This is a genomic window from Candidatus Skiveiella danica (assembly GCF_022705245.1).
Classification (GTDB): Bacteria; Pseudomonadota; Gammaproteobacteria; order Burkholderiales; family Burkholderiaceae_C; genus Skiveiella; species Skiveiella danica.
The window spans coordinates 13,777-34,642 of sequence record NZ_JAKJEW010000038.1 but is presented as its reverse complement, the minus strand read 5'-3'; the positions used below and the strand labels follow the sequence as shown (position 1 = coordinate 34,642).

The window sequence follows — 20,866 nt, the reverse complement described above, 5'->3', positions numbered from 1 at the left end:
CCTCAACGCGATGGTCAGAGCTGGCAAACCTTGGGACGATGCGATTCATTTGGCTTGACTTTTAAGACAGTTGCTTGTGTCTCTGAGAGCCATCTCGTGGTCGTTGCGCGGCGCTTCAACCTCTATGGAGGCTGGATGACGCCTACGGCGCATCTCAGGTGACTTGTCCTGGCGTCTTTTCCGTGTAACGTGCGTGCAGGGCCGCCCATGCCAAGCCAGACTGGCAGGCCCCCTTCAGATAATCTTCGGGAACGATGTGATAAGGCGGACGACAAGGGCCAGCCTTGAGCCAGCCGGCGGCGTCCATTCGTGCTTTTTCCAAGCCAATGTTGTACTTGGAAAATTCGGAAAAATCGCCACGAGGGAACAACGTCGCGTCGGCGCTTCGCATGGCATCGGAAATCGTTTTGGCCTCGGTCCAATCTCCACTGCGTTTGGCTGCAGCAACCGCATCTCGCAGGCGTATGGCCGTTGCGGGGCCGCACATGGCGCCGCTGGACCAAAAGGCGGTCATCCGGTCGGGCGCGATGCGGGCCGCCGCATAGTAGTCGTCTTCGTGTGGCAGAAAGCGGATGCCTTTCGTCAAGGTCAGGTCCAGGTCGAGTGTGCCAATGCCGAGGTATTTGGCGGTCACTACCTGGGGAATGGTCGAGACCTGGGCCCAGAAGGGGCGGGGGAACTCGAACTTGAAGGCTTCCGGATTGGCGTAGATTGCAATCGCAGCGTCCGGGCAGGCGTCAGCCACATCGCGATAAAACTGAACCGCAGTGGGGACTTCCATCTTGCACCACATCGGAACGCCGAGCATCGTGCCGCTGGCGCCAATATCCATCGCCGCACGTGTCTGTCGAATGACTTCTCGGGTATGCAGGGCGGTTGTGCCGCAAAAGAACGGAACCCGTCCTTTCGCGGTTTCGACCACCGTCGCGATGAAGTCTTTCTTTTCCTCCCAGGTGAGCGTTGCGCACTCGCCAAACGTACCGTTGCTCAGAATGCCGTTCACACCTGCGTCAATCAGTGCGTTGACGATTCGCGCGGTCTCATCGAGATCCACGGTGTGTTCCGCCCGCCAATCCGACGCGTTGGCCGTCGCGGGCGTTGGCATGATGACCCAGGCGCCATGAATGTCGTTGGTCGTCAGGCGCGCTTTTGCTTTCTTCACCATTTCTTGCTTTCCATTGAATTCGGTATCTCTTGGAGAAAAGGACGGGGCAGTGAGCCCCGCCACGCTGCGTCAGAAGGGGTACTGCTGCTGGCCCGGCTCGATGGTGATCCACTTCACTTCGGTGAATTCATCAATCACGGCGCGTCCATCAAAGCGCCCATAGCCGCTGTCCTTGGTGCCGCCATAGGGGGCCTGGGCTTCGTTCTGCACGGTTGCCCCATTGATGTGACAGCTTCCCGTGTTGATGCGCATCGCCACGGACAGCGCGCGGGTCACGTCGCGGCCAAAAACACCAGACGACAGGCCATAGGCCGTATCGTTGGCAATGCGCACGGCATCTTCTGTGTTTCTGGCGCGTACAACGGTCGTGATGGGGCCGAAGGTTTCTTCGTCGTAAATGCGCATCTCAGGAGTCACGTGATCCACGATGGTGGCGGGCATCTGTGCGCCGTCTGCGTGCCCACCGGTGGCGAGCTTGGCCCCTTTGGCAACAGCGTCATCAATCATGCGATTGAGACGGTCCCCGGATTCGTGAACGATCATGGGACCAATGACGCATGCGGCGCCCTTGGCCGGATCACCCACGGGTAGTTCCCTGGCGCGCGCAGCGAACTTGGCGACAAATTCGTCGGCCACCTTTTCATCCACAATGATTCGTTCAGTGGACATACAGATCTGGCCCTGGTAAAGGAACGAGCCAAACACGGCAGCCTTGACCGCTTCATCAATATCGGCGTCGTCCAGCACGACCAGTGGCGACTTGCCGCCAAGCTCCAGCAAGCAGCGCTTCAGATGGCGGCCCGCTTTTTCCGCAATGATGCGGCCGACGCGCGTCGAGCCGGTAAAGTTGATGCGCCGCACTGACTTGTGTGAAATCAGTGCGTCGATGACCTCGGGCGCATCTTTCGGTGCATTGGTGATGATGTTCACAACCCCAGCCGGCAGGCCGGCTTCCACCAGTGCCTCAACAATCAGCGTATGCGTCTTGGGACTGGTCTCGGATGCACGGAAAACCACCGTATTGCCGCACACGACGGGATAGGCAATGGCGCGCGCCGCCAAGACCACGGGGCCGTTCCATGGCACGATGCTGAGAATCACGCCAACCGGCTGGCGGACGGTCATGGAAAGGGCTCCGGGCTTGTCCGTCGGAATCGTTTCCCCCTGAATCTGGGTGGCCAAGGATGCCGCCTCCCGGAACAGATTGGCCGCAAGCATCACATTGAAGCCGGCCCACAACGCTGATGCGCCCACCTCCTTCGCCATCACTTCGATGAATTGCGGGGTCCGGGCCTCCAGCAGATCGGCCGCCTTCAACAAGATGCGGCGGCGTTCTGTGGGTCCGGTAGCCGACCAAGTTCGGAATGCAATTTGGGCTGAATCTACGGCGGTTTCGGCATCCTTGACACTGCCGGCCGCCGCACGTGTGACGACCTCTCCAGTGGTCGGATGGATCCGGTCGAAGGTGGCGCCACCTGAGGCGGCGACGGCCTGGTTGTCAATGATGAGTTGTGTTTCCATTCGGGTGTTCTCCTGTCGATTTCTATTCGGGGGTGTTGACACTTCCGAATCTAGGAGAGACTGAGCGATTTGGGAAACAGATACTTCAGATGCCAAGTATTGGCCGAACCGATTGCTGGAAATGCGTTGCTAATGCTAAAGACATCCGGGATGGCGCGGACGCACTGATGGGGATTCAGTCGACATCAGAAGCCACCTGCCGAACGATCTGGCGCAACCACAGAAGATCGGCGTGTTCTTCGCGTTTGCGCGACCAGATCATGACCAGATCCAAGGGCGGCAACTCAAACGGCGGATCAAAAACATCGAGCTGGAAAAGCGCAGAGTAATGAAGGGCCAGGGACCGAGGTACAAGACCAATCAAATCGGAACCTGTCACCAGTTGCGGCAGCAATGTGAAATAGGGCACCTGAAACTGAGTCCGCTGGCGAACATTCAGTTGCGCAAGCGTCTCCTGCTCGATCGTGTCCTGTCCATCGGTACGACAGTACATCACGTGCCGACGCGAAAAGTAGTCATCCATCGTGAGCGCGGAACCCCTTGCCTGGTGTCCTGCCCACTGAATCGCCACCCATTGGTCCCGCATGAACACCTCGTGCCCAAACTCGGGATCATCGTCGCTGATGCCGCAGGCTTGCCAGTTGGCCCGCCGGTTTGGGCAAATGATCAGATCCAAGGTGCCGATTCGCAGCTCTTTGGCGGAAGTGCCTGGCGTGGGCGTCAGGGTCAGGGTCACCGTGGGCGCCTCGGCCTGCAAAGTCGCGCCAAGCCGAGACGTCACCAACGCAGAAACATAGTCGGCGGTCGCGATCCGGAACTGGTTCTCGGCAGTGGACGGATCAAACGCATCGGTGTAGAAAAGCCGGCCGGCAAGTTCCATGATTCTCTCGACTTCCGGGATGAGGCGGGAGGCCTTTTCCGTCAAGATCATGTCGCGGCCCCGCTGGACCAACAGATCGTCATTGAAGATTTCACGCAGTTGACGTAAGGAGCCGCTGACCGTCGATTGCGTAAGGTGCAATCTCTTTGCGGCATTCGTGACGTTGGCGCACCGCAGAAGTTCCGCAAGTATCGGAAGCAGGTTCATGTTTACGCTGCGAAGCAAATGGATGGCGTGCATCATTTCGTCCTCCGATATCTATAATTTTCAACCGTGAATTGGTTTGAACTTGCACTTGAATGGCGTCGATCTTCAGCTGCCACATCGCAAATGACTGATCGCTGTATAGATCAGCAATCATTCTTCGCGCGATCTTCTTTCCCGAGGATTTCTCGCGAACTGATCCACTTTCAAAAAGGCAGTTTGAACAAATATGGCTTGGCCTTCTGCAGACCAATTTACCTGCACATTTTGCATTTCAATCAACGACTGCGACCCTTCTCAGGGCCCTGGTCTCGTCTTGCTGGCCCAGCCGTTCCTGCAAGAACTCAATGAAGCGCTGGGTCTTCGCCGGTAGCAGACGGGTTTCGGTCAGGGCATAGACCGGCGTCGACCTCCCCTGCCAGTCCGGCAATATCCGGCGTAGCCGGCCGGCCGCCACGTCATCGTCGGCAATCTCCTCGGGCAACAAAATCACACCCAGGTCCAATGTTGCCAGGCGCCTGATCATGCCAATGCTGTTGACCTGCAGACGTCCACCGACTTCCACCTCGACGGTCTCTGCCCCACGATGCAGGACCCATTTGCCTGTCTTGGGAAAGCCCACGCACTCGTGCTGCGTCAGATCCGAGGGGAGCTTTGGCTCGCCGGAGAGTTCCAAATAGCGCGGAGAGGCATAGACCTGCACCGACAGGCGGGCCAGCAATCGGGCGATCAGGTTCGAGTCCGCGAGTTCCCCCATGCGGATGGCCACATCGTAAGGCTCGCTGACCAGGTCCACGCGTCGCGGGGTGAGATCGAAATCAAAGGCGATGCCCGGATACCGGCGCGCGAATTCCGCGACCAGTGGCGCCATGTAGAGTGTGGCGAAGTCGACCGGCAGCGACGCGCGCAACACGCCACTGGGCTGCGCCAGCAACTCACCCAATTGCTCGTGCGCAAGTCGCGCCTCCTCGACGATGCGCCGGCAACGCTCGTAGTAAATCTGACCGGCCTCGGTCAGTTCGACCTTGCGTGTCGTGCGATGCAAGAGCCGCAGGCCAATGGCTTTTTCAAGGGCGCTGATTCGCCTGGACAGCGTTGAGTTCGGCACCCCCGTGGCATCGGCTGCCCGACGAAAGCTGCGCGTATGGGCGACCTCGACAAACAAGGCCATGTCGTTCAGCAGTTCCATCTCTATTGCGCCATTTTTGGATCAATGAATGCCATTTCACCATATTTATCTTTATTTCGGATTAATAAAGAATACGTCCATCGCATTCACAACTTGAGGAACTGACCATGAACCAACTTTTAACCCCCATTCGCATCGGCCGCATCACTGCCTCGAACCGCCTCGTCATGGCACCAATGACCCGTTCACGGGCCGACGACCAAGGGGTTCCCGGCAACATCACCGCCACCTACTACGCGCAGCGGGCCAGCGCTGGTCTGATCATCACCGAAGGTGTGTTCCCGTCTGCCTTGGGCAAGGGCTACGTGCGTACACCGGGCATCGAGACCGTGGCCCAAGTCGCTGCCTGGAAGAAGATCACCGAGGCTGTGCATGTCCGTGGCGGCCGCATCTTCATGCAGTTGATGCACTGCGGCCGCATCTCGCATCCCTCGCTGCTGGATGGCGCAACTCCCGTCGCACCCTCTCCCATCAGGCCGGAAGGCCAGGCCTGGACCCCCGTTGGCCAGGTCGACTATGTCACGCCCCGCGAACTGAGCCTGGACGAGATCGCCGGGGTCATTGACGACTACCGCCAGGCCACTCGTCGCGCCATCGAGGCGGGCTTCGACGGCGTCGAGCTGCATGGCGCCTCCGGTTACCTGCCCGAGCAGTTCCTGTCCTCGGGCAGCAACCAGCGACAGGACCAGTACGGCGGCTCGGTCGCGAACCGCGCCCGATTCGTTCTGGAAGTGTTGGCCGCGATGGTGGCCGAGGCCGGTGCCGATCGCGTTGGCATCAAGATCTCGCCCGAGATGAACTTCAACAGCATCACCGATGCTGCGCCGCAAGAGACCTACACCTACCTGGTCGAGCAGCTGCGCGGTATCGGCCTGGCCTATCTGCACGTCGCCCTGTTCGGCGCCAAGGTCGACTACCATGCCCTGCTGCGTCCGCGCTTCGAAGGCGCCTACCTGCTCGGTGGCGGCCTGACGCAGGACAGCGCCGAGGACGCACTGGCCGCTGGCCGGGCCGCTGCAACCGTGTTCGGCAGCGCCTTCCTCGCCAACCCCGACCTGCCGGAGCGCTTCCGCTTGGGCGCTGCGCTCAACGCACCGGACAAGAACAGCTTTTACTCGCCGGGTCCCGAGGGATACATCGACTATCCGTCGCTGACGGTGGCCGAAGCCGCCGGAGCCACGAAAGGAAGATTGCCGTGAGCTCCATCGTCCGCATGCAGCGCGCCAACCGCGGGAGCCATTTCCGGGCGTACCGCCTGCACGGCGCCGACCCCTCGCTGCTCGATCCCTTCATGGGCATCGACCATGCCTGGATGAGCGCTCCCACGTTCCCGCCGCATCCGCACGCCGGCTTCTCGGCGGTGACCTATCTGTTTCTTGACTCGGAAACGGGCATTGCCAACCGCGACTCGCAGGGCAACGGCAATCTGATCGAGCCGGGTGGCTTGCATTGGACAGCAGCAGGGCGTGGTGTGGTCCATGAAGAGAACCCGGCGGTGCTGGGAAGCACCACGCACCTGCTGCAGATCTTCGTCAACCTTCCGCTGGACAGGCAGAACGCGGCGCCGTTCGCGTTGACCTTGGCGCCGCATGACGTGCCGGTGGTCCATCGCCCCGGTGCGCGGATACGGATCCCCTTGGGCAGCTTCGACGGTGTGCACTCGCCGCTGAGGCCGCCGACAGAGGTCACCTTGCTGGACGTCACGTTGGAGGCCGGCACTGAACTGACGCTGCCGGTGCCAGCAGGGCGGTGCACCTTCTTCATGCCAATCAATGGCAGTGCGAAGGTCGATGGAGAAGTCTTTGGCCTCGACGATCTCGGTGTGCCAATCTTCTCGTCCGTGACCGAGGCGACGACGCACAAACTCGTCGCCATGGCTGGCGGGTCCAAGGTCGCCGTATTCATCGGTGAACCGCTGCATCAGCCTGTTATCTCAAACGGCCCCATGGCTTTCGCGACCCAGGAGAGCTTGATGGCGGCCACGGCCGCTTACCATCGCGGCGAGATGGGAAGTTTGTAGGAGACCGCAACGTACACGGGGGCAGGTGGTCCATCTTCCCCAATGACGCCTCCATCACCCGGCTGGTGGGCGCGATGATGCTGGAGCAGAACGACGAGTAGAGCCTGAACCGGCGCTACATGCAGCTTGAGGGGCTGCAAACCCTCTGCGATACTGTGCCGACTCGGCTGTCCGCTGTGGCTCGCTGAGTACCGTGTACCTCAGCCTGTCCTGGCTGGGAACTTACACCACGGGTTGGGACACGACCCTGTGCAGGCGTATTGATGTATTGCGCGCCACGATGCACTCTAGGGGTTGCGTAAGGCACGCGGCGGTGAACGTTTGCCATCGCTATCGGCGAAGTGCTCTACAAAGAGCTGCCTGAACCACATGTTTGCGGGATCCCGGTTGAGCTTTGCATGCCAAAATAGGTTAATGGCGATGTCTGGCAGGCGTGCCGGATGCGGAGAGGTGAGAAGTCCAAACGGCGCCTCGCAGCGCTCAGCAAATCGTTCCGGCAGCGTCGCGATGAGATCGGTGCTCTGCAGTACGTGACCCACAGCAATGAAATGCGGAAGCACCAGTCGCATCTTGCGTTTGATGCCTGCGCGATCGAGTAGGCCATCCACCTCACCGTGCCCCGTATTCGCTGCCACGACACCCACATGGTCTAGCTCCGTAAATTGCTTGAGCGTCAAAGGTGATTTGGCTGAAGGGTGCCCCTTGCGAAAGACGCACACATACTTGTGACGAAACAGTCGACGCTGAAAGAAGCCGGCCTGCAAATTGGGCAATAGGCCTAGCGCCAAATCGACAGTGCCGGACTCCATGTCTTCCCTCAGGTTTCCGGCGTTGGGTCGCACAGTGCTGACACGCACATTCGGCGCCACCTTTGACAAGGCAACCATCAGAGGCGGCATGAAGTACATCTCGCCAATATCAGTCATGGCCAGCTGGAAATTGCGGGTACTGGTGAGCGGGTCAAAGGTGTCGCGTGTGGTGAACGCCGTTTGCAACGCGCCCAGCGCATAGATCACCGGCTCCGCCAGGTGCAGTGCATAGGGCGTCGGCTCCATGCCGCGCGAGGTGCGCAAAAACAGCTCGTCTTTCAGGACCGAGCGCAGTCGCTTGAGGGCGTTGCTGACAGCTGGTTGTGTCAAGCCCAGCTTCTCAGCCGACGTGGACACGCTGCGGTCCAGCAGCAGTTGGTTGAAGACAACCAGCAGATTCAGGTCGATTTCTCGCAAATCCATACACTACACCTTTATTCACAACGGTGATTTTATCTATTGGTTTTGCTTTATCGACTTATAGGGCGCGAGTCTTCAAAATCGCCGCAAACAGGAGACAAGGGCTGCGGCCAGCAAATCATGGAAATCGTCGTCGAACCCCTCAATGTGCGTCTTAGCGTGGACAGCGGAAGCAATCTACTGGACGTGCTAAGGGCCAACCAATTGCCCATCTCCTACAGCTGCATGTCGGGCCGTTGCGGCACCTGCCGTTGCCGCGTGGTGTCCGGACAGGTGCGCGACAGCGGGCCGGAAGCCGGTCGCCCCCAGGCCGGTAAAGACGACTACGTGCTGGCCTGCCAGGCCGTGCTGACCGACAACTGCACCATCGAGTTGCCCGAGGTTGACGAGGTGGTGGTGCACACCGCGCGCATTGTGAAGGGCACGGTCACCGCCATCGAAGAGGCCACGCATGACATCCGCCGCATCCGGGTCAAGCTGGCCAAACCAATCGAATTCAGCGCTGGGCAATATTCCACCGTCCAATTCACGCCGGAACACATACGTCCCTATTCCATGGCCGGCTTGCACAATGACGGCGAATGGGAGTTCCAAATCCGTCGCGTGCCTGATGGCCGTGTCACTGCCTTCGTCTTTGATGAACTGAAAGTGGGCGCGGCACTGCGCATCAGCGGTCCCTTGGGTACTGCCTATCTGCGGAAAAAGCACACCGGCCCCATGCTCTGTGTGGGCGGCGGCACCGGCTTGGCTCCCGTGCTGTCCATTGTGCGTGGCGCCCTGGCGACCGGCATGAACAACCCCATCCACCTGTACTTCGGCGTGCGCAGCGCCGAGGACGTGTATGACGGCGACCGCCTGCAGGCCTTGGCCGCTGCAAACCCAAATGTGCAAGTCCACATTGTCGTTGCCACCGGTGCGGCCGGTGCCGGACAACGCAGTGGCCTGGTCACCGACGCGATTGAAAAGGACCTGGGAAACCTGGCCGGCTGGCGCGCCTACCTGTGCGGCGCACCGGCCATGGTGGACGCCCTCAACCTGCTTGTAACCCGCATGGGCGTGGGGCCTGGGCATGTCCACGCGGACGCTTTTTATCCCAGCGGTGTTTGAAACGCGCTGCAATCACCAAAACCCAAGCAACCCAAAGGAGACAAGCAATGAGTGAAACCAAAACCGTGTTCCCCGAAAGCCCTAAGTGGCCGGGGGAAGGAACCAGCCGGGTGCCCTTCTGGGCCTACACCCGCGCGGATTTGTACAAGAAGGAACTGGATCGCCTGTTCTACAACGGCCACTGGTGCTACGTTGGCCTGGAAGCTGAAATTCCCAACGCCGGTGACTTCAGGCGCACGGTGGTGGGCGAGCGCTCCGTCATCATGGTGCGCGATCCGGAAGGCCATGTGAATGTGGTGGAGAACGTCTGTGCCCACCGCGGCATGCGTTTCTGCCGTGAGCGCAACGGCCACGCCAAGGACTTCTTCTGCCCCTACCACCAGTGGAACTACAGCCTCAAGGGCGAGCTGCAGGGTGTGCCGTTCATTCGCGGCGTCAAGCAGGAGGGCAAGGTCAACGGCGGAATGCCCAAGGATTTCAAGGTCGCAGACCATGGACTCACCAAGCTCAAGGTGGCTGTGCGTGGCGGTGTGGTGTTCGCCTCTTTTGACCATGACGTGGAACCCTTTGAAGCATTCCTCGGCCCCACCATCCTGAAATATTTTGACCGCGTCTTCGATGGCCGCAAACTGGAGATCCTGGGCTACCGTCGCCAGCGCATTCCAGGCAACTGGAAGCTGATGCAGGAAAACATCAAGGACCCCTACCATCCCGGCCTGCTGCACACCTGGTTCTCCACCTTCGGTCTGTGGCGCGCCGATAACAAGTCCGAGCTGAAGATGGACGAACACTTCCGACATGCCGCCATGATTTCCACACGCGGCCAGGGTGGCAAGAACGTCGATGTGGTGTCCGGCGTGGACAGCTTCAAGGACCAGATGAAGGTCAACGATCCGCGCTTGCTGGACATCGTGCCTGAACCTTGGTGGGGCGGCCCAACGGCTGTCATGACCACTATCTTCCCGAGCGTGATCATTCAGCAGCAGGTCAACAGCGTATCCACCCGTCACATCCAGCCCAACGGACACGGCTCGTTTGACTTTGTCTGGACCCACTTCGGCTTTGCCGACGACACACCCGAGATGAAAGAGCGCCGCCTGATCCAGGCCAATCTGTTCGGTCCCGCAGGGTTTGTATCGGCCGACGACGGAGAAGTGATTGAGTGGTCGCAAGAAGGCTTTGAGCAAAAGCCGGCGCACCGCACGGTCATCGAGATGGGCGGCTACGACATTGCGGACGCGGACCACATGGTCACCGAGACCCTGATTCGTGGCATGTACAACTACTGGCGAAAGGTGATGGGGGAATAGACATGATCGATTTCAAGACTTACTTCGAACTGCTCAACCTCTACAGCGACTACGCCATGGTCTGCGACTCGGCTGAGTGGGAAAAATGGCCCGAGTTCTTTGTGGAAGAAGGCACCTACCGCCTGCAACCGCGCGAGAACTTCGATCAGGGTCTGCCCCTGTGTCTCTTGGCGCTGGAGAGCAAGAACATGATTCGCGACCGCGTGTATGGCGTCAAGGAAACCATGTACCACGACCCCTACTACCAGCGCCACATCGTGGGCACGCCGCGCGTGGTGAAGGTGGAACGCGACATCTATGGCGAGCGCATCACCTCGGAAGCCAACTACACCGTGATCCGCACCAAGTACGACGGGGATTCCGCGGTCTTCAATGTCGGCTACTACCACGACGTCATTGTGCGCACACCGGAGGGGCTGAAGTTCCAGTCGCGCCTGTGCGTGTACGACAGCGAGATGATTGCCAACTCCATCATCTATCCCATCTAAGGACACAGCATGTCTGAAAACTGGATCGATGCGGTCGCACTGGCGGATGTGCCCGAGGGTGATGTGATTGGCGTGCAAGTGGGTGGTAAGGAGATTGCCTTATACGAAGTTGAAGGTGAAGTTTTTGCCACTGACAACGTCTGCACACATGGCCATGCGCGCATGAGCGACGGCTTTCTGGAAGGCCGGGAAATTGAGTGCCCCCTGCACCAGGGCAAGTTTGATGTGTGCACTGGAAAAGCCCTGTGCGCACCGCTCACCGAGAACATCAAGACCTATGAGGTGCGCATAGAAAACATGCGCGTGATGTTGAAGTTCGCCTGATTTGACCGATTTGTGCGCTTCTTCTGAGGCGCGCCACCACCTACTATTGAGATTTCAGGAGCCAATGACAACCAACTGAATACTTGTGCGATATGTATCCTTTGAACAATTTAGCGGTGCAATACCCTATCATCCCTCAACTACATTGCGTGAGAGAGTGACCAGATTCCTTCCTGTTTCTGGAGTAGCGACGCCATTCGCTGTCGAATCGTAAGTGATGTCATGCTGACCGCTGATTTATCCATTGCCGACGAAGATATCAGGGAGGGTAGACTTTGGATGCGGCATGTTCCGCCACTTACTTTGGATTTCTCGCATGTCCGTCACTGCTGACACCCTATCTTTCATCCAACAAGCCGGTCAGTCTATCGACGCAGCCCGCCAGGCTCTGGTCGAGGCGGTCGCACAGCAGGGGCAGTTGGTGGCCTCCGCAGTCGTCGAGCAGCCTTTCGGCGCTGGCAACGACAAGCTGTTTGCCCAGTGGAAGACCCTCGCCCGGCTGGCCCAAGAAGTCCAGTCCATCGAAGAGCAATTCAAGACGATCTACGAGACCGCTTCCGCCCTGAAAGCACGCGAGATCCAGGTCCTTGCCGCCTTGCCCCATGCCCCACGCCACCGGCCGGCAACCCGTGGCGATGCAGTCGATGAGGCAATCATCAAGGAAGTCATTGTCAAGACCAAGGGCGCCAGAAAGCTCCCGAAGCGGAGCAATGGCAAGGTCAGCGCCAATGCTGAGACTTCGACACAGGCGTTAGCGGGCAACCACGCTACGGTCCTGGATTTCCTCAGGACTCAGCTCAACAGAAAGAGCTGGAAGCCGCTGACCCATGCCACCATGGCCAAGGGCTCCGGCATTCCAGCGGGCTCCGTTGGCGCCTCGCTGGCCCGCCTGAAGAAGGATGGCCTGATCCTCACAGATGACAAGGGCGCCTACAAGTTGGCCTGAAGTCCCCATATCCGCAGGCGCTGCGCTTCCCACAAGGCCGGCGGATCCACAGCAATATCAAATAGCGTCAGGTGGTCTGGCAGCGCGTTCTGCAGAATGGCCTCGACGATGTCCGGCCCCAGCGTGGTCAGGTTGACCATCCGACTCACATAGCTGTTGTCGACCCCCTCGCGCCTGGCGATCTCCGTCAGGGTTTCGACCTCGCCGGACTCCAGCATGCCCAGCCATCGGTGGCCCCTGGCCAATGCCATTTGCAGTGGCGTGGCGGCGGTGTCCCATGGCCGAGCAATTCCAGGCTCCCCATTGGGCAGCGTGACCTGCTTGCGCCCGCCGCGGCGCTTGAACAGGATGGGCACCGACAAGGTCAACCTGCCGTCGCTGGACTGCATCACCTCGGCATCGCCCGTCTTATGGATGCGCACACCATTCATACGAGCACCTCCTCGCGCTCGGACACCGTGCGCTCTGGCCGCAGTTCCATGACCACCTGCTCGATGCCATTGGCGCGCAGCCGGACTTCAAGGTCATTGGGCGACACGACCACCTTTTCAACCAGCAGCCTCACGATCCGGGTCTGCTCGGCCGGGAACAGCCGATCCCAAATGGCGTCCAGGCGGGTCATGGCCACCGTGACCTGCGCCTCATCCAGACTGGGATCCAGCTTGATGGCATGCGGCAGGACATCGGTAAGCAGGTCTGGCGCGCGCAGGATGCTGCGCAACTGGTTCAATACCGCTGACTCCAGTTCGGCCGCCGGCAGACGCGGTAGACCCGATGCGCCCGCATGCTCCTTGATGTCACGCATGGGAAGGTAGTACCGGTACCGTTTCCCGGTTGTTTTCTTGGTGCTGTGCCAGGGCGTCAGGGCGTGGCCGTCATTGCCGAAGACGAGACCCTTGAGCAGGAACGGCGTCGTTGCACGGGTCATGTTGCTACGTGTACGACGGTTGACGGCCAGGATCGCATGGACACTTCCCCAAAGGTCGCGATCAACAATGGGCGCGTGTTCCGCCTGGTACCACTGGTCCTTGAGGCTCAACTCGCCAAGATAGATCCGGTTGTTTAGCAGCTTGTAGATCAGCCCCTTGTCGATCGGCTTGCCGGCGCGCACCTTGCCGTCCTGCGTGGTCCAGGCCTTTGAGGTCACGCCATCGAGCTTGAGCTCCTTGACCAGCTTGGTGCTGGAGCCGAGTTCGACGAACCGCTGGAAGATGTGACGGATCAGCTTGGCCTCCGGGTGATTGAGCACCAACTTGCGGCTCTGGACGTCGTAGCCCAGGGGCGGCACGCCGCCCATCCACAGACCCTTGCGTTTGCTCGCTGCAATCTTGTCGCGGATCCGCTCACCGGTCACTTCCCGCTCGAACTGGGCAAACGACAGCAGCACGTTGAGCATGAGCCGCCCCATGGACGTGGTGGTGTTGAACTGCTGGGTGACGGAGACAAACGAGACCCCCTGGCGCTCGAACACCTCGACCATGCGGGAGAAGTCGGCCAGGCTGCGGGTGAGGCGGTCCATCTTGTAGATCACCACCACATCAATCTTCCCCGCCTCGATATCCATCATCAGCCGCTTGAGGGCAGGGCGCTCCATGTTGCCGCCCGAGAACGCCGGGTCGTCATAGTCGTGCGCCACAGGAATCCAGCCTTCGGTCCGCTGACTGGCGATGTAGGCGTGACCCGCATCGCGCTGGGCATCGATCGAGTTGTACTCCTGATCCAGGCCCTCTTCGCTGGATTTGCGGGTGTAGACGGCGCAGCGCACCCGTTTTTTAAGTGTCTCGGTCATGCTCGCGCTCCCTTCTTGGCGGGCGACTTCTGCGCAGCCCTTACCTTGAGCCCGAAGAACAGGGGGCCCGACCAACGAGTGCCCGTGATCTCGCGCGCGATGGGCGACAGGCTCTCGTACCGTCTGCCCTCAAAGTCGTAGTTTCCGTCGGCGGTGGCGATTACCTGGTACTCGCGGCCCTGGTACTCGCGGGTGAGCATGGTGCCGGCCACTGGCCGGTAGTCAGCGTCACGCATCGTGACCTTGCCGTTCTCCATCAGGGCAGCGATACGCCGCTTGTTGCGATCGAGCAGATTCGGATCCACCTTGCGAAATTCGATCTCCTGCAGCTTGTAGGCGATCCGGCGTTCCAAGAACTGCCGGTTGCTGTTGGGCGTGTCGGCGTGGAAGAGCTTCTTCCACAGCGACTTGATCTCAGGCATGGCGAGTTCAGGCAACTGGGCAATTTGTGCCGCAACCGAGGCTGGCGTGGCGGGTGGTGCTTTTAGCGGTCTCATCAGGACTCCGTTTGTCGGTTGTTGACGGGGTCTGAATGAACGCTCTGGTGGGCACAGAAGGCAAGTGAAATCTCGCGCTCGGCGCTGTTGTTTGCGGGCGGCACTGCGGGCGACATCCGCAGGCGGGCCAGTCCTCTGGCCAGGATGGATGCGATCTCGCATCGACGCTGCTCGGGCGTCATCCGCTCAGGCGGTGACTGGTTGACTTCATGCATTGGGTACCGGTCCTTTTTGTCCAACTTGCTAGAAGCAAAATTGTCCTGAAGGACCGTGGCCAACGCCATGAGGGAGTTGCGGGCGAACGCTGGTGGATGCGGGCTAATGCGAAAACGGTAGCAAGCGAAATACTGGGAATTGCTTGTGGAGCGTGGTCAAACGCTTTTATGGCACAGGGAGCTGTCCCTTGCGGATGAACCTGTTGTAGGTGTCTTCCAGTCCGTCTTCCTCTTTAGTCTGGTCCCGCTCCCAGGGCTTGATTTCAGCGGGCAACACAAGCAGGGCCATCGTTTGCCGGTATTGATCTGAAACCACCCGCATTTCGCGCAGGGCCATGCCCGATGGCTCGTTGGGAAACCAGACCCTGGCATCCAGTTCAGTACCCTGTCGGTCGACATTGGAACCCGTCTGCAGGACAGTGGCACAGTTTGAGGGAAGGCGGGTCCGCTGCCCGTCGCTTCGTTTCTTGTTCAAAGCGATCGATAGCCACTTGCCCGATTCACTGCCGCACGCCCACTGGACCCGACCGTTGCGGGACATCACCAGAACAGCCCGTGTTGATGTGAATTCAAGCCATTTCAAAATGGCTGCAGTCAGCGATACCCCATACCTATTCGAGCAAGTGCCCAGGACATCGAGGTCTATGTGGCTGGAGCCAATTTGCGCCTCGAAGTCTTTCCGTGGCATCAGCAGGCAGGACGCAAATTCATTGGCCTGTCTCTCCATTTGCCTCTCTGGTGAGTCCCAATGCAGCGTATCGGCTTCGCTACAGTTGAACTCGCCATGGAGATGACGATGGACCAGATAGTGGCCCAGCTCATGTGCAAGGGTGAATCGGATGCGCCCCGCCGATTCAATCGCCTGGTTGTAAACAACAGCCCAGCTTCCTTTGCCTGGTTGATCGGGGTTCAAATTGAACAGTGCCCCTTCGAATTCCGGATCGAGTTCCTGACCTTGCACAACGATGGGCTCGCCTGTGCTGTACGCACCGGGAATTTCTGGAATCAAGTTCTCAACGTCTACCGGATATCGCAATCCGCCATGGATCGCATGCACCCCGTCGAGCATCCTGCTCAAGCGACCTGCCCACGGAATCGGCCCAAGTGCAGTCGACGTCATCCTTGGGTTTTCTTTAGGGTTTTCAGGATTTCAAGCAACTGCTGCTTGGTTTCGGGCTTCAGGCTTTTGTAGTTCCTGAAGAATGCCTTGTCAAAGGCATCCACAGGCTGGTCAACCTGCGGATCGTTGAACAAGAACTCTGGTGTCGTATCCAGTTCAGCGGCAATCCGCGCGACTTTTTCCTTTGTAGGATTGACGTCATCGCTGTTTTCCAATTCCCACAAGTAGCTCTTGCTCATTTCAGCTTTGACGGCTAGAGCATCCATGCTCAGCTTTCTTTCCTTGCGAAGTTTTCTAATCTTTTCGCCTAGAGGGGTTGCCACGATCATTCCAACTCAAAAAGGCGCAAGCAAGGCTTGCACACTTGACAAAATTCCAGCCCTCAATGTTACTTTATTTCGAACGAAATTCGGCCACTTTACAAGATAAGCATTTACCCTTACATTTACGCAAACACCCGATATAGCAGCATTTTTATCTATTGGTTTGTTGGTATTTTCTGGGGTTGAGTGTCAGTATCTTCAATTGAGGCCTCGCGCGGAATAAGCCATCGGCACGGCGGCCATCCTGTAAGGAATAAAACCATGGCCGCCTTCAACTATCGTGATCTTGTGCGCCAGGTGCGCAACCAGTACTGGGAGTTTTACTTCAAGGCCCGAAGCATCGAATTGCATGAGGACGCAACTTGGAACCAGCCCGAGAAGGAGGTTCAGTCCAGCATCCAGAAAGGATTCGATGCCCTGGATGATGTGCGGTTGGGTTCCGTGTACGCCGAACTGCGTCGCATGAAATTCTTGGCTAATGTGCGCGGGGTCCAGGCACTGCGAAACACAGTTCCTCTGGGCCACGCGATGCTGGACGACTTTGAGCACCACATCAGTGATGCCGAACGGGCACTGTGGGCGCTGATCAACTGGCCTGCCAAGCTTTCCGAGGCTGAGTCAATTCTTCAGGCTGATGCGGAAATTGGCAAGCGCACATGGCGTCGCATCCAACTTCCGCCTGGGCAAGAGTTGCACCTTGAAGCTGTCGATATTGATCCCCTGCGCAAAGCGCTTGCCGAAGCTTTTACGCCGAAAAAGGGGCGACCCCGTGCCTGTGAGATCGACGTACTGACACGCCATCTTGATGGGGGAGTTCAGTTGGACATCCGTGTTGAAGACAACCTGCAGCGCAGCCTTGAGTTTGGGGCAGATGACAAAACGATGTGGCGTGATGTGCGCCCACCCTTGCGCATGACAGCAATCATCTATCCCGAAAATGGCGTGATTGACTTGTTGGTCGTAGGTGGCGAGAAGGCACGTCAGAAGCTGCTCGTTCCCTTGGGCACACATGTGTTCAAGAAACTCTTGGAACCGCTGACCGTGAGTCAACCGCTCTTCTTGCTCAATCGGCTGCGGGATGGCGTCAATCCGGACGAGCACAGTGGATTAGATTTGCTTGATCATGGGGTTCTGAAGGTCCGTTTGTCCGAATGCCGGGTCCGATCGGTTCAAAAGCCGCTGTGTGATTACGTGGTCAAGCCCCCGGCAGAGAAGGAAGCACCCGATGCATTGGAGTGTGTCCGCTTTCAGCACACCACGACGCTGATGGGCACGGGGTTCAACTTCATCAGCGCAACTGTGAGCCTGTACTTCGCGCCAGAGGGTGACTCCAAGAAAGGCCGGGCGCTTCACGTCGGTCTGAAGCCGACAGGCATTTGCAACCTGCGGGATATGGAAGAAGCTGATGCTCAACTTGCGGAGAAGCTCGTGCTTGCCTTGGGCGTGATGCAAGGACCACCGACTGTCGAATTAACCGATCAACCTGTGACTGCCGTTGAAGGAGCCTGATCGTGGGGCCGATCAATGCCCCCGCATTGGCGGAGATGACCAAATTGCTTGAGCAACCAGGTCATCATCTTCTGCCGGATGCAGTGTGGCTTGATGGACGGGCCGATGTGTTCAAACATCTGAGAGATGTTGAGGCACTGAGCCTGTCTCATGAAATCGCCGATGCAGTGCTGTGTCCTGACTGCATGAGTGGTTCAATCAGACCAGAACAGACGCCCCATGGATCACCAATCGGCGCTCGTGCTTACTGTTGTGAGTGCGGCTGGGTGCAGCTGCCAAAGGAGCGGGCACGTCTTTGGCAGGCAAGCCCGACCAAGGTCGCTGAGTGGCTGAATGTGGCATTGGGACTGAAATCACGGTATTCAGTGACGGAGGTGATCAAGGGTGTGCTGTGGCATCTGGGCGAGCGTGAATTCAAGCGGCGTCGCCATAGTCTGTTTTTCGGATGCCAGCTGGTGGTCAATCAGGACGGCGTGGGGAGTGCCCTTGATCAAAGTGCGGCACCTGGATCTGATGTGATCATCACCACGAGTGACATCGTCATTCTCCACCGCAGCCGTCTTGGGAGCCGGATATTTGTGCCACTGGGGGCCGTTGCTCAACTCCGCAAGGGAGGCTTGGTCATAGAAAACCTCGAAGCCTACGTCGATGGCATTGCTCCAGCACAGGCATCCGATGAAACATCGCTGCGTCTATTGGAAGCCAAGCAGGTTACGTTGATCGGGGGCGTAGAGGTGTCCCTCTCACCACAAGTATTCAAATTTCTGAAGGTACTGCTTGAAGCTGATGGCGATGAAGTTCACAAGCGACAGATTGCCAAAGCGCTTGAGATCCCCGAAAACTTCAGGTTCGCTGACATCAAGAAGCGGCACGCTGAGGTGTTCGCGACCTTTGTGGAGTCAGACCAGAAGGGGTACTACTGGCTACACCCGGATTACTTGACATCAGAGGGGGGGTGAACCGATCAGTACAGCCACAACGCCACCTCATCAATCGATTTCTGAAGGATCAAAAATGACAGGAAAAAATCAGCATGTAGTTCGTCGTGACGACCAGTGGGCCGTTCGTGGCGAAGGTAATACCCGCGACACCTCGTTGCATGACACGCAAGCTCATGCAGAGCGTGCTGCGCGACAAATCGCAATCAACCAAAAAAGTGAGGTCTTGATTCATGGCAGGGATGGGCGCATCCGCGACCGTAACAGCTATGGCAACGATCCATACCCGCCCAAAGGCTGATCCACTCCAAAAGCAGCCTTACAACTTCGGCCCGGACTAACCCTCCGGGCTTTTTTGTTTCTGGCAGTTGCATTTGCTCGATTTGCCCACCCCTTTGCGCCTCTTTGCCCACCCCTTTGCCCACCGGTCGTTTCCGAAACTTTCCTCACGTTTTCTCAACCACTTGAAAGGACCAAAACGTGAGTGTCAAACACCTCAACCAACGCCATTTGGCCGACCGTTGGGACGTCAGCGAAGCCACACTGGAGCGCTGGCGGACCGAGGGGATCGGGCCGGTATTTCTGAAACTGCAGGGCCGCGTGCTGTACCGCGTCGAGGACGTGGAAGCGTTCGAGACCGGCAGCCTGCGCAAGAGCACCTCTGAGCATGTGGTCGCGGGAGGTCCCGCATGAGCCACCTCACCCTCGATCAAGTGCTGGCCACGCCAGCCGGCGAACTCGCAGAGCGCTCCAGCGAGTCGCTCTTTCAACTGAAGAACGACGCGGCCGATCTGCTGGCTGACGCCAAGGCCATCGTCGAGCACGTCGATCGCGCGCTGGATCACAGGTACGCCCAGCGTGCCCACCAGCTGCGTCTGGCGGTGGGCAAGGACACCGGCGTTGTGCATTTCGATGACGGCTACGTCCGCATCACGGCCGATCTGCCCAAGAAGGTCGAGTGGAACCAGACGCAGTTGGCCGAGCTGGTGCGCCGCATCACGGCCAACGGAGACAAGCCGTCCGAATACGTCGAGATCAGCTACCGCGTCTCGGAGACCAAGTTCAACGCCTGGCCCGAATCGCTCAAGAGCGCGTTTGCACCGGCGCGCACCCTCAAAACCGGCAAGCCCGACTTCCGCCTTGCCCTGATTCAAGGAGAGATGACATGAGCCTCCCAATCATCACCGCTGATCAGCGGCTGGCCGAGCCCCGCGGCGTCAAAGGGGTACTTGTTGGCAAGAGCGGCATTGGCAAGACGTCGCAGTTGTGGACGCTCAAGCCCACGGCCACGCTGTTCTTCGATCTCGAAGCCGGCGATCTCGCTGTGGAGGGCTGGGCCGGCGACACCATCCGGCCCCGCACCTGGCAGGAGTGCCGCGACTTTGCCGTGTTCATTGGCGGGCCGAACCCGGCCTTGCGCGATGAGCAGCCCTACAGCCAGGCGCACTTCGATGCCGTGTGCCAGCGCTTTGGAGCCCCCACGGTCATGGACAAGTACGACACCGTGTTCGTCGACTCGATCACCGTGGCGGGACGCCTGTGTCTGCAGTGGAGCAAGGGCCAGCCTCAAGCCTTCTCCGAGAAAACCGGCAAGCCCGACAGCCGCGGCGCGTACGGCTTGATGGGTCAGGAAATGATCGGCTGGCTCACCCATCTGCAGCACACCCGGCGCAAGAACGTCTGGTTCGTCGGCATCTTGAACGAGGCCCTGGACGACTTCAACCGGCGTGTTTTCTCGCTGCAGATCGATGGCTCCAAGACCGGCCTGGAGCTGCCCGGCATCGTCGACGAAGTGCTGACCTTGGCAGAGATCAAGAGCGATGAGGGCGCCAGCTCCCGCGCCTTTGTCTGCCACACGCTCAACACCTGGGGCTATCCGGCCAAGGATCGCTCCGGACGGCTCGATGCCATCGAGGAGCCGCACTTGGGTCGCCTGATGGAAAAGATAGCAGGCCCCGCCAAACCCGCCAATGAGCGCCTCGACTTCGCTCGACCGCAAGCCATCGCCTCAGCTGCCGTGACCGCTGTGCCCGCCGACGCCGTAACTGCCACCGCCACACCCGCTTCATTCAACCCCATTCAGGAGTCCTGA

Annotated in this window: 24 protein-coding genes and 1 pseudogene; 14 read left to right on the top strand and 11 right to left on the bottom strand. The window is 59.0% G+C overall.

The annotated features are described in order from the left end of the window. Positions 1–154: 154 nt before the first annotated feature. The 4 genes from ACMUOY_RS17465 to ACMUOY_RS17450 form a co-directional block, all read right to left on the bottom strand. On the bottom strand, positions 155–1,165 hold the full coding sequence (locus ACMUOY_RS17465) for a dihydrodipicolinate synthase family protein (protein WP_413894015.1): 1,011 nt from the start codon (positions 1,163–1,165) through the stop codon (positions 155–157). A gap of 69 nt (positions 1,166–1,234) precedes the next feature. Next, positions 1,235–2,686, bottom strand: coding sequence for an aldehyde dehydrogenase (locus ACMUOY_RS17460; protein WP_413894014.1), 1,452 nt, complete (start codon positions 2,684–2,686; stop codon positions 1,235–1,237). Between the two features lie 175 nt (positions 2,687–2,861). Further along, positions 2,862–3,809 carry a LysR family transcriptional regulator gene (locus ACMUOY_RS17455; protein ID WP_413894013.1) on the bottom strand — a complete coding sequence of 316 codons (948 nt, stop codon included), beginning with the start codon at positions 3,807–3,809 and terminating at the stop codon, positions 2,862–2,864. A gap of 235 nt (positions 3,810–4,044) precedes the next feature. After that, positions 4,045–4,959: a LysR family transcriptional regulator gene (locus ACMUOY_RS17450; protein WP_413894012.1), complete on the bottom strand. Its 915-nt coding sequence runs from the start codon at positions 4,957–4,959 to the stop codon at positions 4,045–4,047. A 107-nt stretch (positions 4,960–5,066) separates the two neighbouring features. On the opposite strand from ACMUOY_RS17450, the gene ACMUOY_RS17445 reads away from it, so the two are divergent. The 3 genes and pseudogenes from ACMUOY_RS17445 to ACMUOY_RS17435 all read left to right on the top strand — a co-directional run. Then, positions 5,067–6,158: an alkene reductase gene (locus ACMUOY_RS17445; protein WP_413894011.1), complete on the top strand. Its 1,092-nt coding sequence runs from the start codon at positions 5,067–5,069 to the stop codon at positions 6,156–6,158. Next, the gene (locus ACMUOY_RS17440; RefSeq protein ID WP_413894010.1) at positions 6,155–6,979 is read left to right on the top strand and encodes a pirin family protein; all 825 of its coding nucleotides are present in this window, start codon (positions 6,155–6,157) and stop codon (positions 6,977–6,979) included. Before ACMUOY_RS17445 ends, ACMUOY_RS17440 begins: the two co-directional genes overlap by 4 nt. Before the next feature lie 32 nt (positions 6,980–7,011). Continuing rightward, a pseudogene (locus tag ACMUOY_RS17435) lies at positions 7,012–7,167 on the top strand (IS256 family transposase); the annotation flags it as partial. Positions 7,168–7,266: 99 nt separating this feature from the next. On the opposite strand, the gene ACMUOY_RS17430 reads toward ACMUOY_RS17435, so the two are convergent. Beyond that, positions 7,267–8,211, bottom strand: coding sequence for a LysR family transcriptional regulator (locus tag ACMUOY_RS17430; protein WP_413894009.1), 945 nt, complete (start codon positions 8,209–8,211; stop codon positions 7,267–7,269). Positions 8,212–8,328: 117 nt separating this feature from the next. On the opposite strand from ACMUOY_RS17430, the gene ACMUOY_RS17425 reads away from it, so the two are divergent. From ACMUOY_RS17425 to ACMUOY_RS17405, 5 genes are all read left to right on the top strand, one after another. Beyond that, positions 8,329–9,315, top strand: a complete 987-nt coding sequence (locus ACMUOY_RS17425) for a 2Fe-2S iron-sulfur cluster-binding protein (protein ID WP_413894008.1) — start codon at positions 8,329–8,331, stop codon at positions 9,313–9,315. A 47-nt stretch (positions 9,316–9,362) separates the two neighbouring features. Beyond that, positions 9,363–10,625 (top strand): aromatic ring-hydroxylating dioxygenase subunit alpha, encoded by a 1,263-nt coding sequence (locus ACMUOY_RS17420; RefSeq protein WP_413894007.1) that lies wholly within the window; start codon positions 9,363–9,365, stop codon positions 10,623–10,625. A 2-nt stretch (positions 10,626–10,627) separates the two neighbouring features. Further along, positions 10,628–11,113: a dalicylate 5-hydroxylase small oxygenase NagH gene (gene nagH / locus ACMUOY_RS17415; protein WP_413894006.1), complete on the top strand. Its 486-nt coding sequence runs from the start codon at positions 10,628–10,630 to the stop codon at positions 11,111–11,113. Positions 11,114–11,122: 9 nt separating this feature from the next. After that, positions 11,123–11,437, top strand: coding sequence for a naphthalene 1,2-dioxygenase/salicylate 5-hydroxylase systems ferredoxin NagAb (gene nagAb / locus ACMUOY_RS17410; RefSeq protein WP_413894005.1), 315 nt, complete (start codon positions 11,123–11,125; stop codon positions 11,435–11,437). Between the two features lie 316 nt (positions 11,438–11,753). Then, complete coding sequence (locus tag ACMUOY_RS17405; RefSeq protein WP_413894004.1) at positions 11,754–12,383, top strand: hypothetical protein; 630 nt, start codon at positions 11,754–11,756, stop codon at positions 12,381–12,383. Here ACMUOY_RS17405 and ACMUOY_RS17400 read toward each other — a convergent pair. The 6 genes from ACMUOY_RS17400 to ACMUOY_RS17375 all read right to left on the bottom strand — a co-directional run bounded on the left by ACMUOY_RS17400 (position 12,368) and on the right by ACMUOY_RS17375 (position 16,333). Beyond that, a complete protein-coding gene (locus tag ACMUOY_RS17400; RefSeq protein ID WP_413894003.1) occupies positions 12,368–12,814 on the bottom strand; it encodes a LacI family transcriptional regulator in 447 nt (148 codons plus the stop codon). The genes ACMUOY_RS17405 and ACMUOY_RS17400 overlap by 16 nt on opposite strands. Further along, entirely contained in the window at positions 12,811–14,172 is a 1,362-nt protein-coding gene (locus tag ACMUOY_RS17395) for a recombinase family protein (protein ID WP_413894002.1), read from the bottom strand. Before ACMUOY_RS17395 ends, ACMUOY_RS17400 begins: the two co-directional genes overlap by 4 nt. After that, positions 14,169–14,669, bottom strand: coding sequence for a DUF2924 domain-containing protein (locus ACMUOY_RS17390; protein ID WP_413894001.1), 501 nt, complete (start codon positions 14,667–14,669; stop codon positions 14,169–14,171). Before ACMUOY_RS17390 ends, ACMUOY_RS17395 begins: the two co-directional genes overlap by 4 nt. Next, positions 14,669–14,884: a hypothetical protein gene (locus ACMUOY_RS17385; RefSeq protein ID WP_413894000.1), complete on the bottom strand. Its 216-nt coding sequence runs from the start codon at positions 14,882–14,884 to the stop codon at positions 14,669–14,671. The genes ACMUOY_RS17390 and ACMUOY_RS17385 overlap by 1 nt, the downstream gene beginning before the upstream one ends. A gap of 166 nt (positions 14,885–15,050) precedes the next feature. After that, positions 15,051–16,004 carry an ImmA/IrrE family metallo-endopeptidase gene (locus ACMUOY_RS17380; protein WP_413893999.1) on the bottom strand — a complete coding sequence of 318 codons (954 nt, stop codon included), beginning with the start codon at positions 16,002–16,004 and terminating at the stop codon, positions 15,051–15,053. Beyond that, positions 16,001–16,333 carry a helix-turn-helix domain-containing protein gene (locus ACMUOY_RS17375; RefSeq protein ID WP_413893998.1) on the bottom strand — a complete coding sequence of 111 codons (333 nt, stop codon included), beginning with the start codon at positions 16,331–16,333 and terminating at the stop codon, positions 16,001–16,003. Before ACMUOY_RS17375 ends, ACMUOY_RS17380 begins: the two co-directional genes overlap by 4 nt. Positions 16,334–16,588: 255 nt before the next feature. Here ACMUOY_RS17375 and ACMUOY_RS17370 point away from each other — a divergent pair, with 255 nt between their 5' ends. The 6 genes from ACMUOY_RS17370 to ACMUOY_RS17345 all read left to right on the top strand — a co-directional run bounded on the left by ACMUOY_RS17370 (position 16,589) and on the right by ACMUOY_RS17345 (position 20,866). Beyond that, positions 16,589–17,836, top strand: a complete 1,248-nt coding sequence (locus tag ACMUOY_RS17370) for a hypothetical protein (protein WP_413893997.1) — start codon at positions 16,589–16,591, stop codon at positions 17,834–17,836. A gap of 2 nt (positions 17,837–17,838) precedes the next feature. Further along, positions 17,839–18,795 carry a hypothetical protein gene (locus ACMUOY_RS17365; RefSeq protein ID WP_413893996.1) on the top strand — a complete coding sequence of 319 codons (957 nt, stop codon included), beginning with the start codon at positions 17,839–17,841 and terminating at the stop codon, positions 18,793–18,795. A 55-nt stretch (positions 18,796–18,850) separates the two neighbouring features. Further along, positions 18,851–19,075: a DUF2188 domain-containing protein gene (locus tag ACMUOY_RS17360; RefSeq protein ID WP_413893995.1), complete on the top strand. Its 225-nt coding sequence runs from the start codon at positions 18,851–18,853 to the stop codon at positions 19,073–19,075. 179 nt (positions 19,076–19,254) lie between these two features. Then, positions 19,255–19,467 carry a DNA-binding protein gene (locus tag ACMUOY_RS17355; protein WP_413893994.1) on the top strand — a complete coding sequence of 71 codons (213 nt, stop codon included), beginning with the start codon at positions 19,255–19,257 and terminating at the stop codon, positions 19,465–19,467. After that, the gene (locus tag ACMUOY_RS17350) at positions 19,464–19,943 is read left to right on the top strand and encodes a hypothetical protein (protein WP_413893993.1); all 480 of its coding nucleotides are present in this window, start codon (positions 19,464–19,466) and stop codon (positions 19,941–19,943) included. The genes ACMUOY_RS17355 and ACMUOY_RS17350 overlap by 4 nt, the downstream gene beginning before the upstream one ends. Then, complete coding sequence (locus tag ACMUOY_RS17345; protein ID WP_413893992.1) at positions 19,940–20,866, top strand: ATP-binding protein; 927 nt, start codon at positions 19,940–19,942, stop codon at positions 20,864–20,866. The genes ACMUOY_RS17350 and ACMUOY_RS17345 overlap by 4 nt, the downstream gene beginning before the upstream one ends.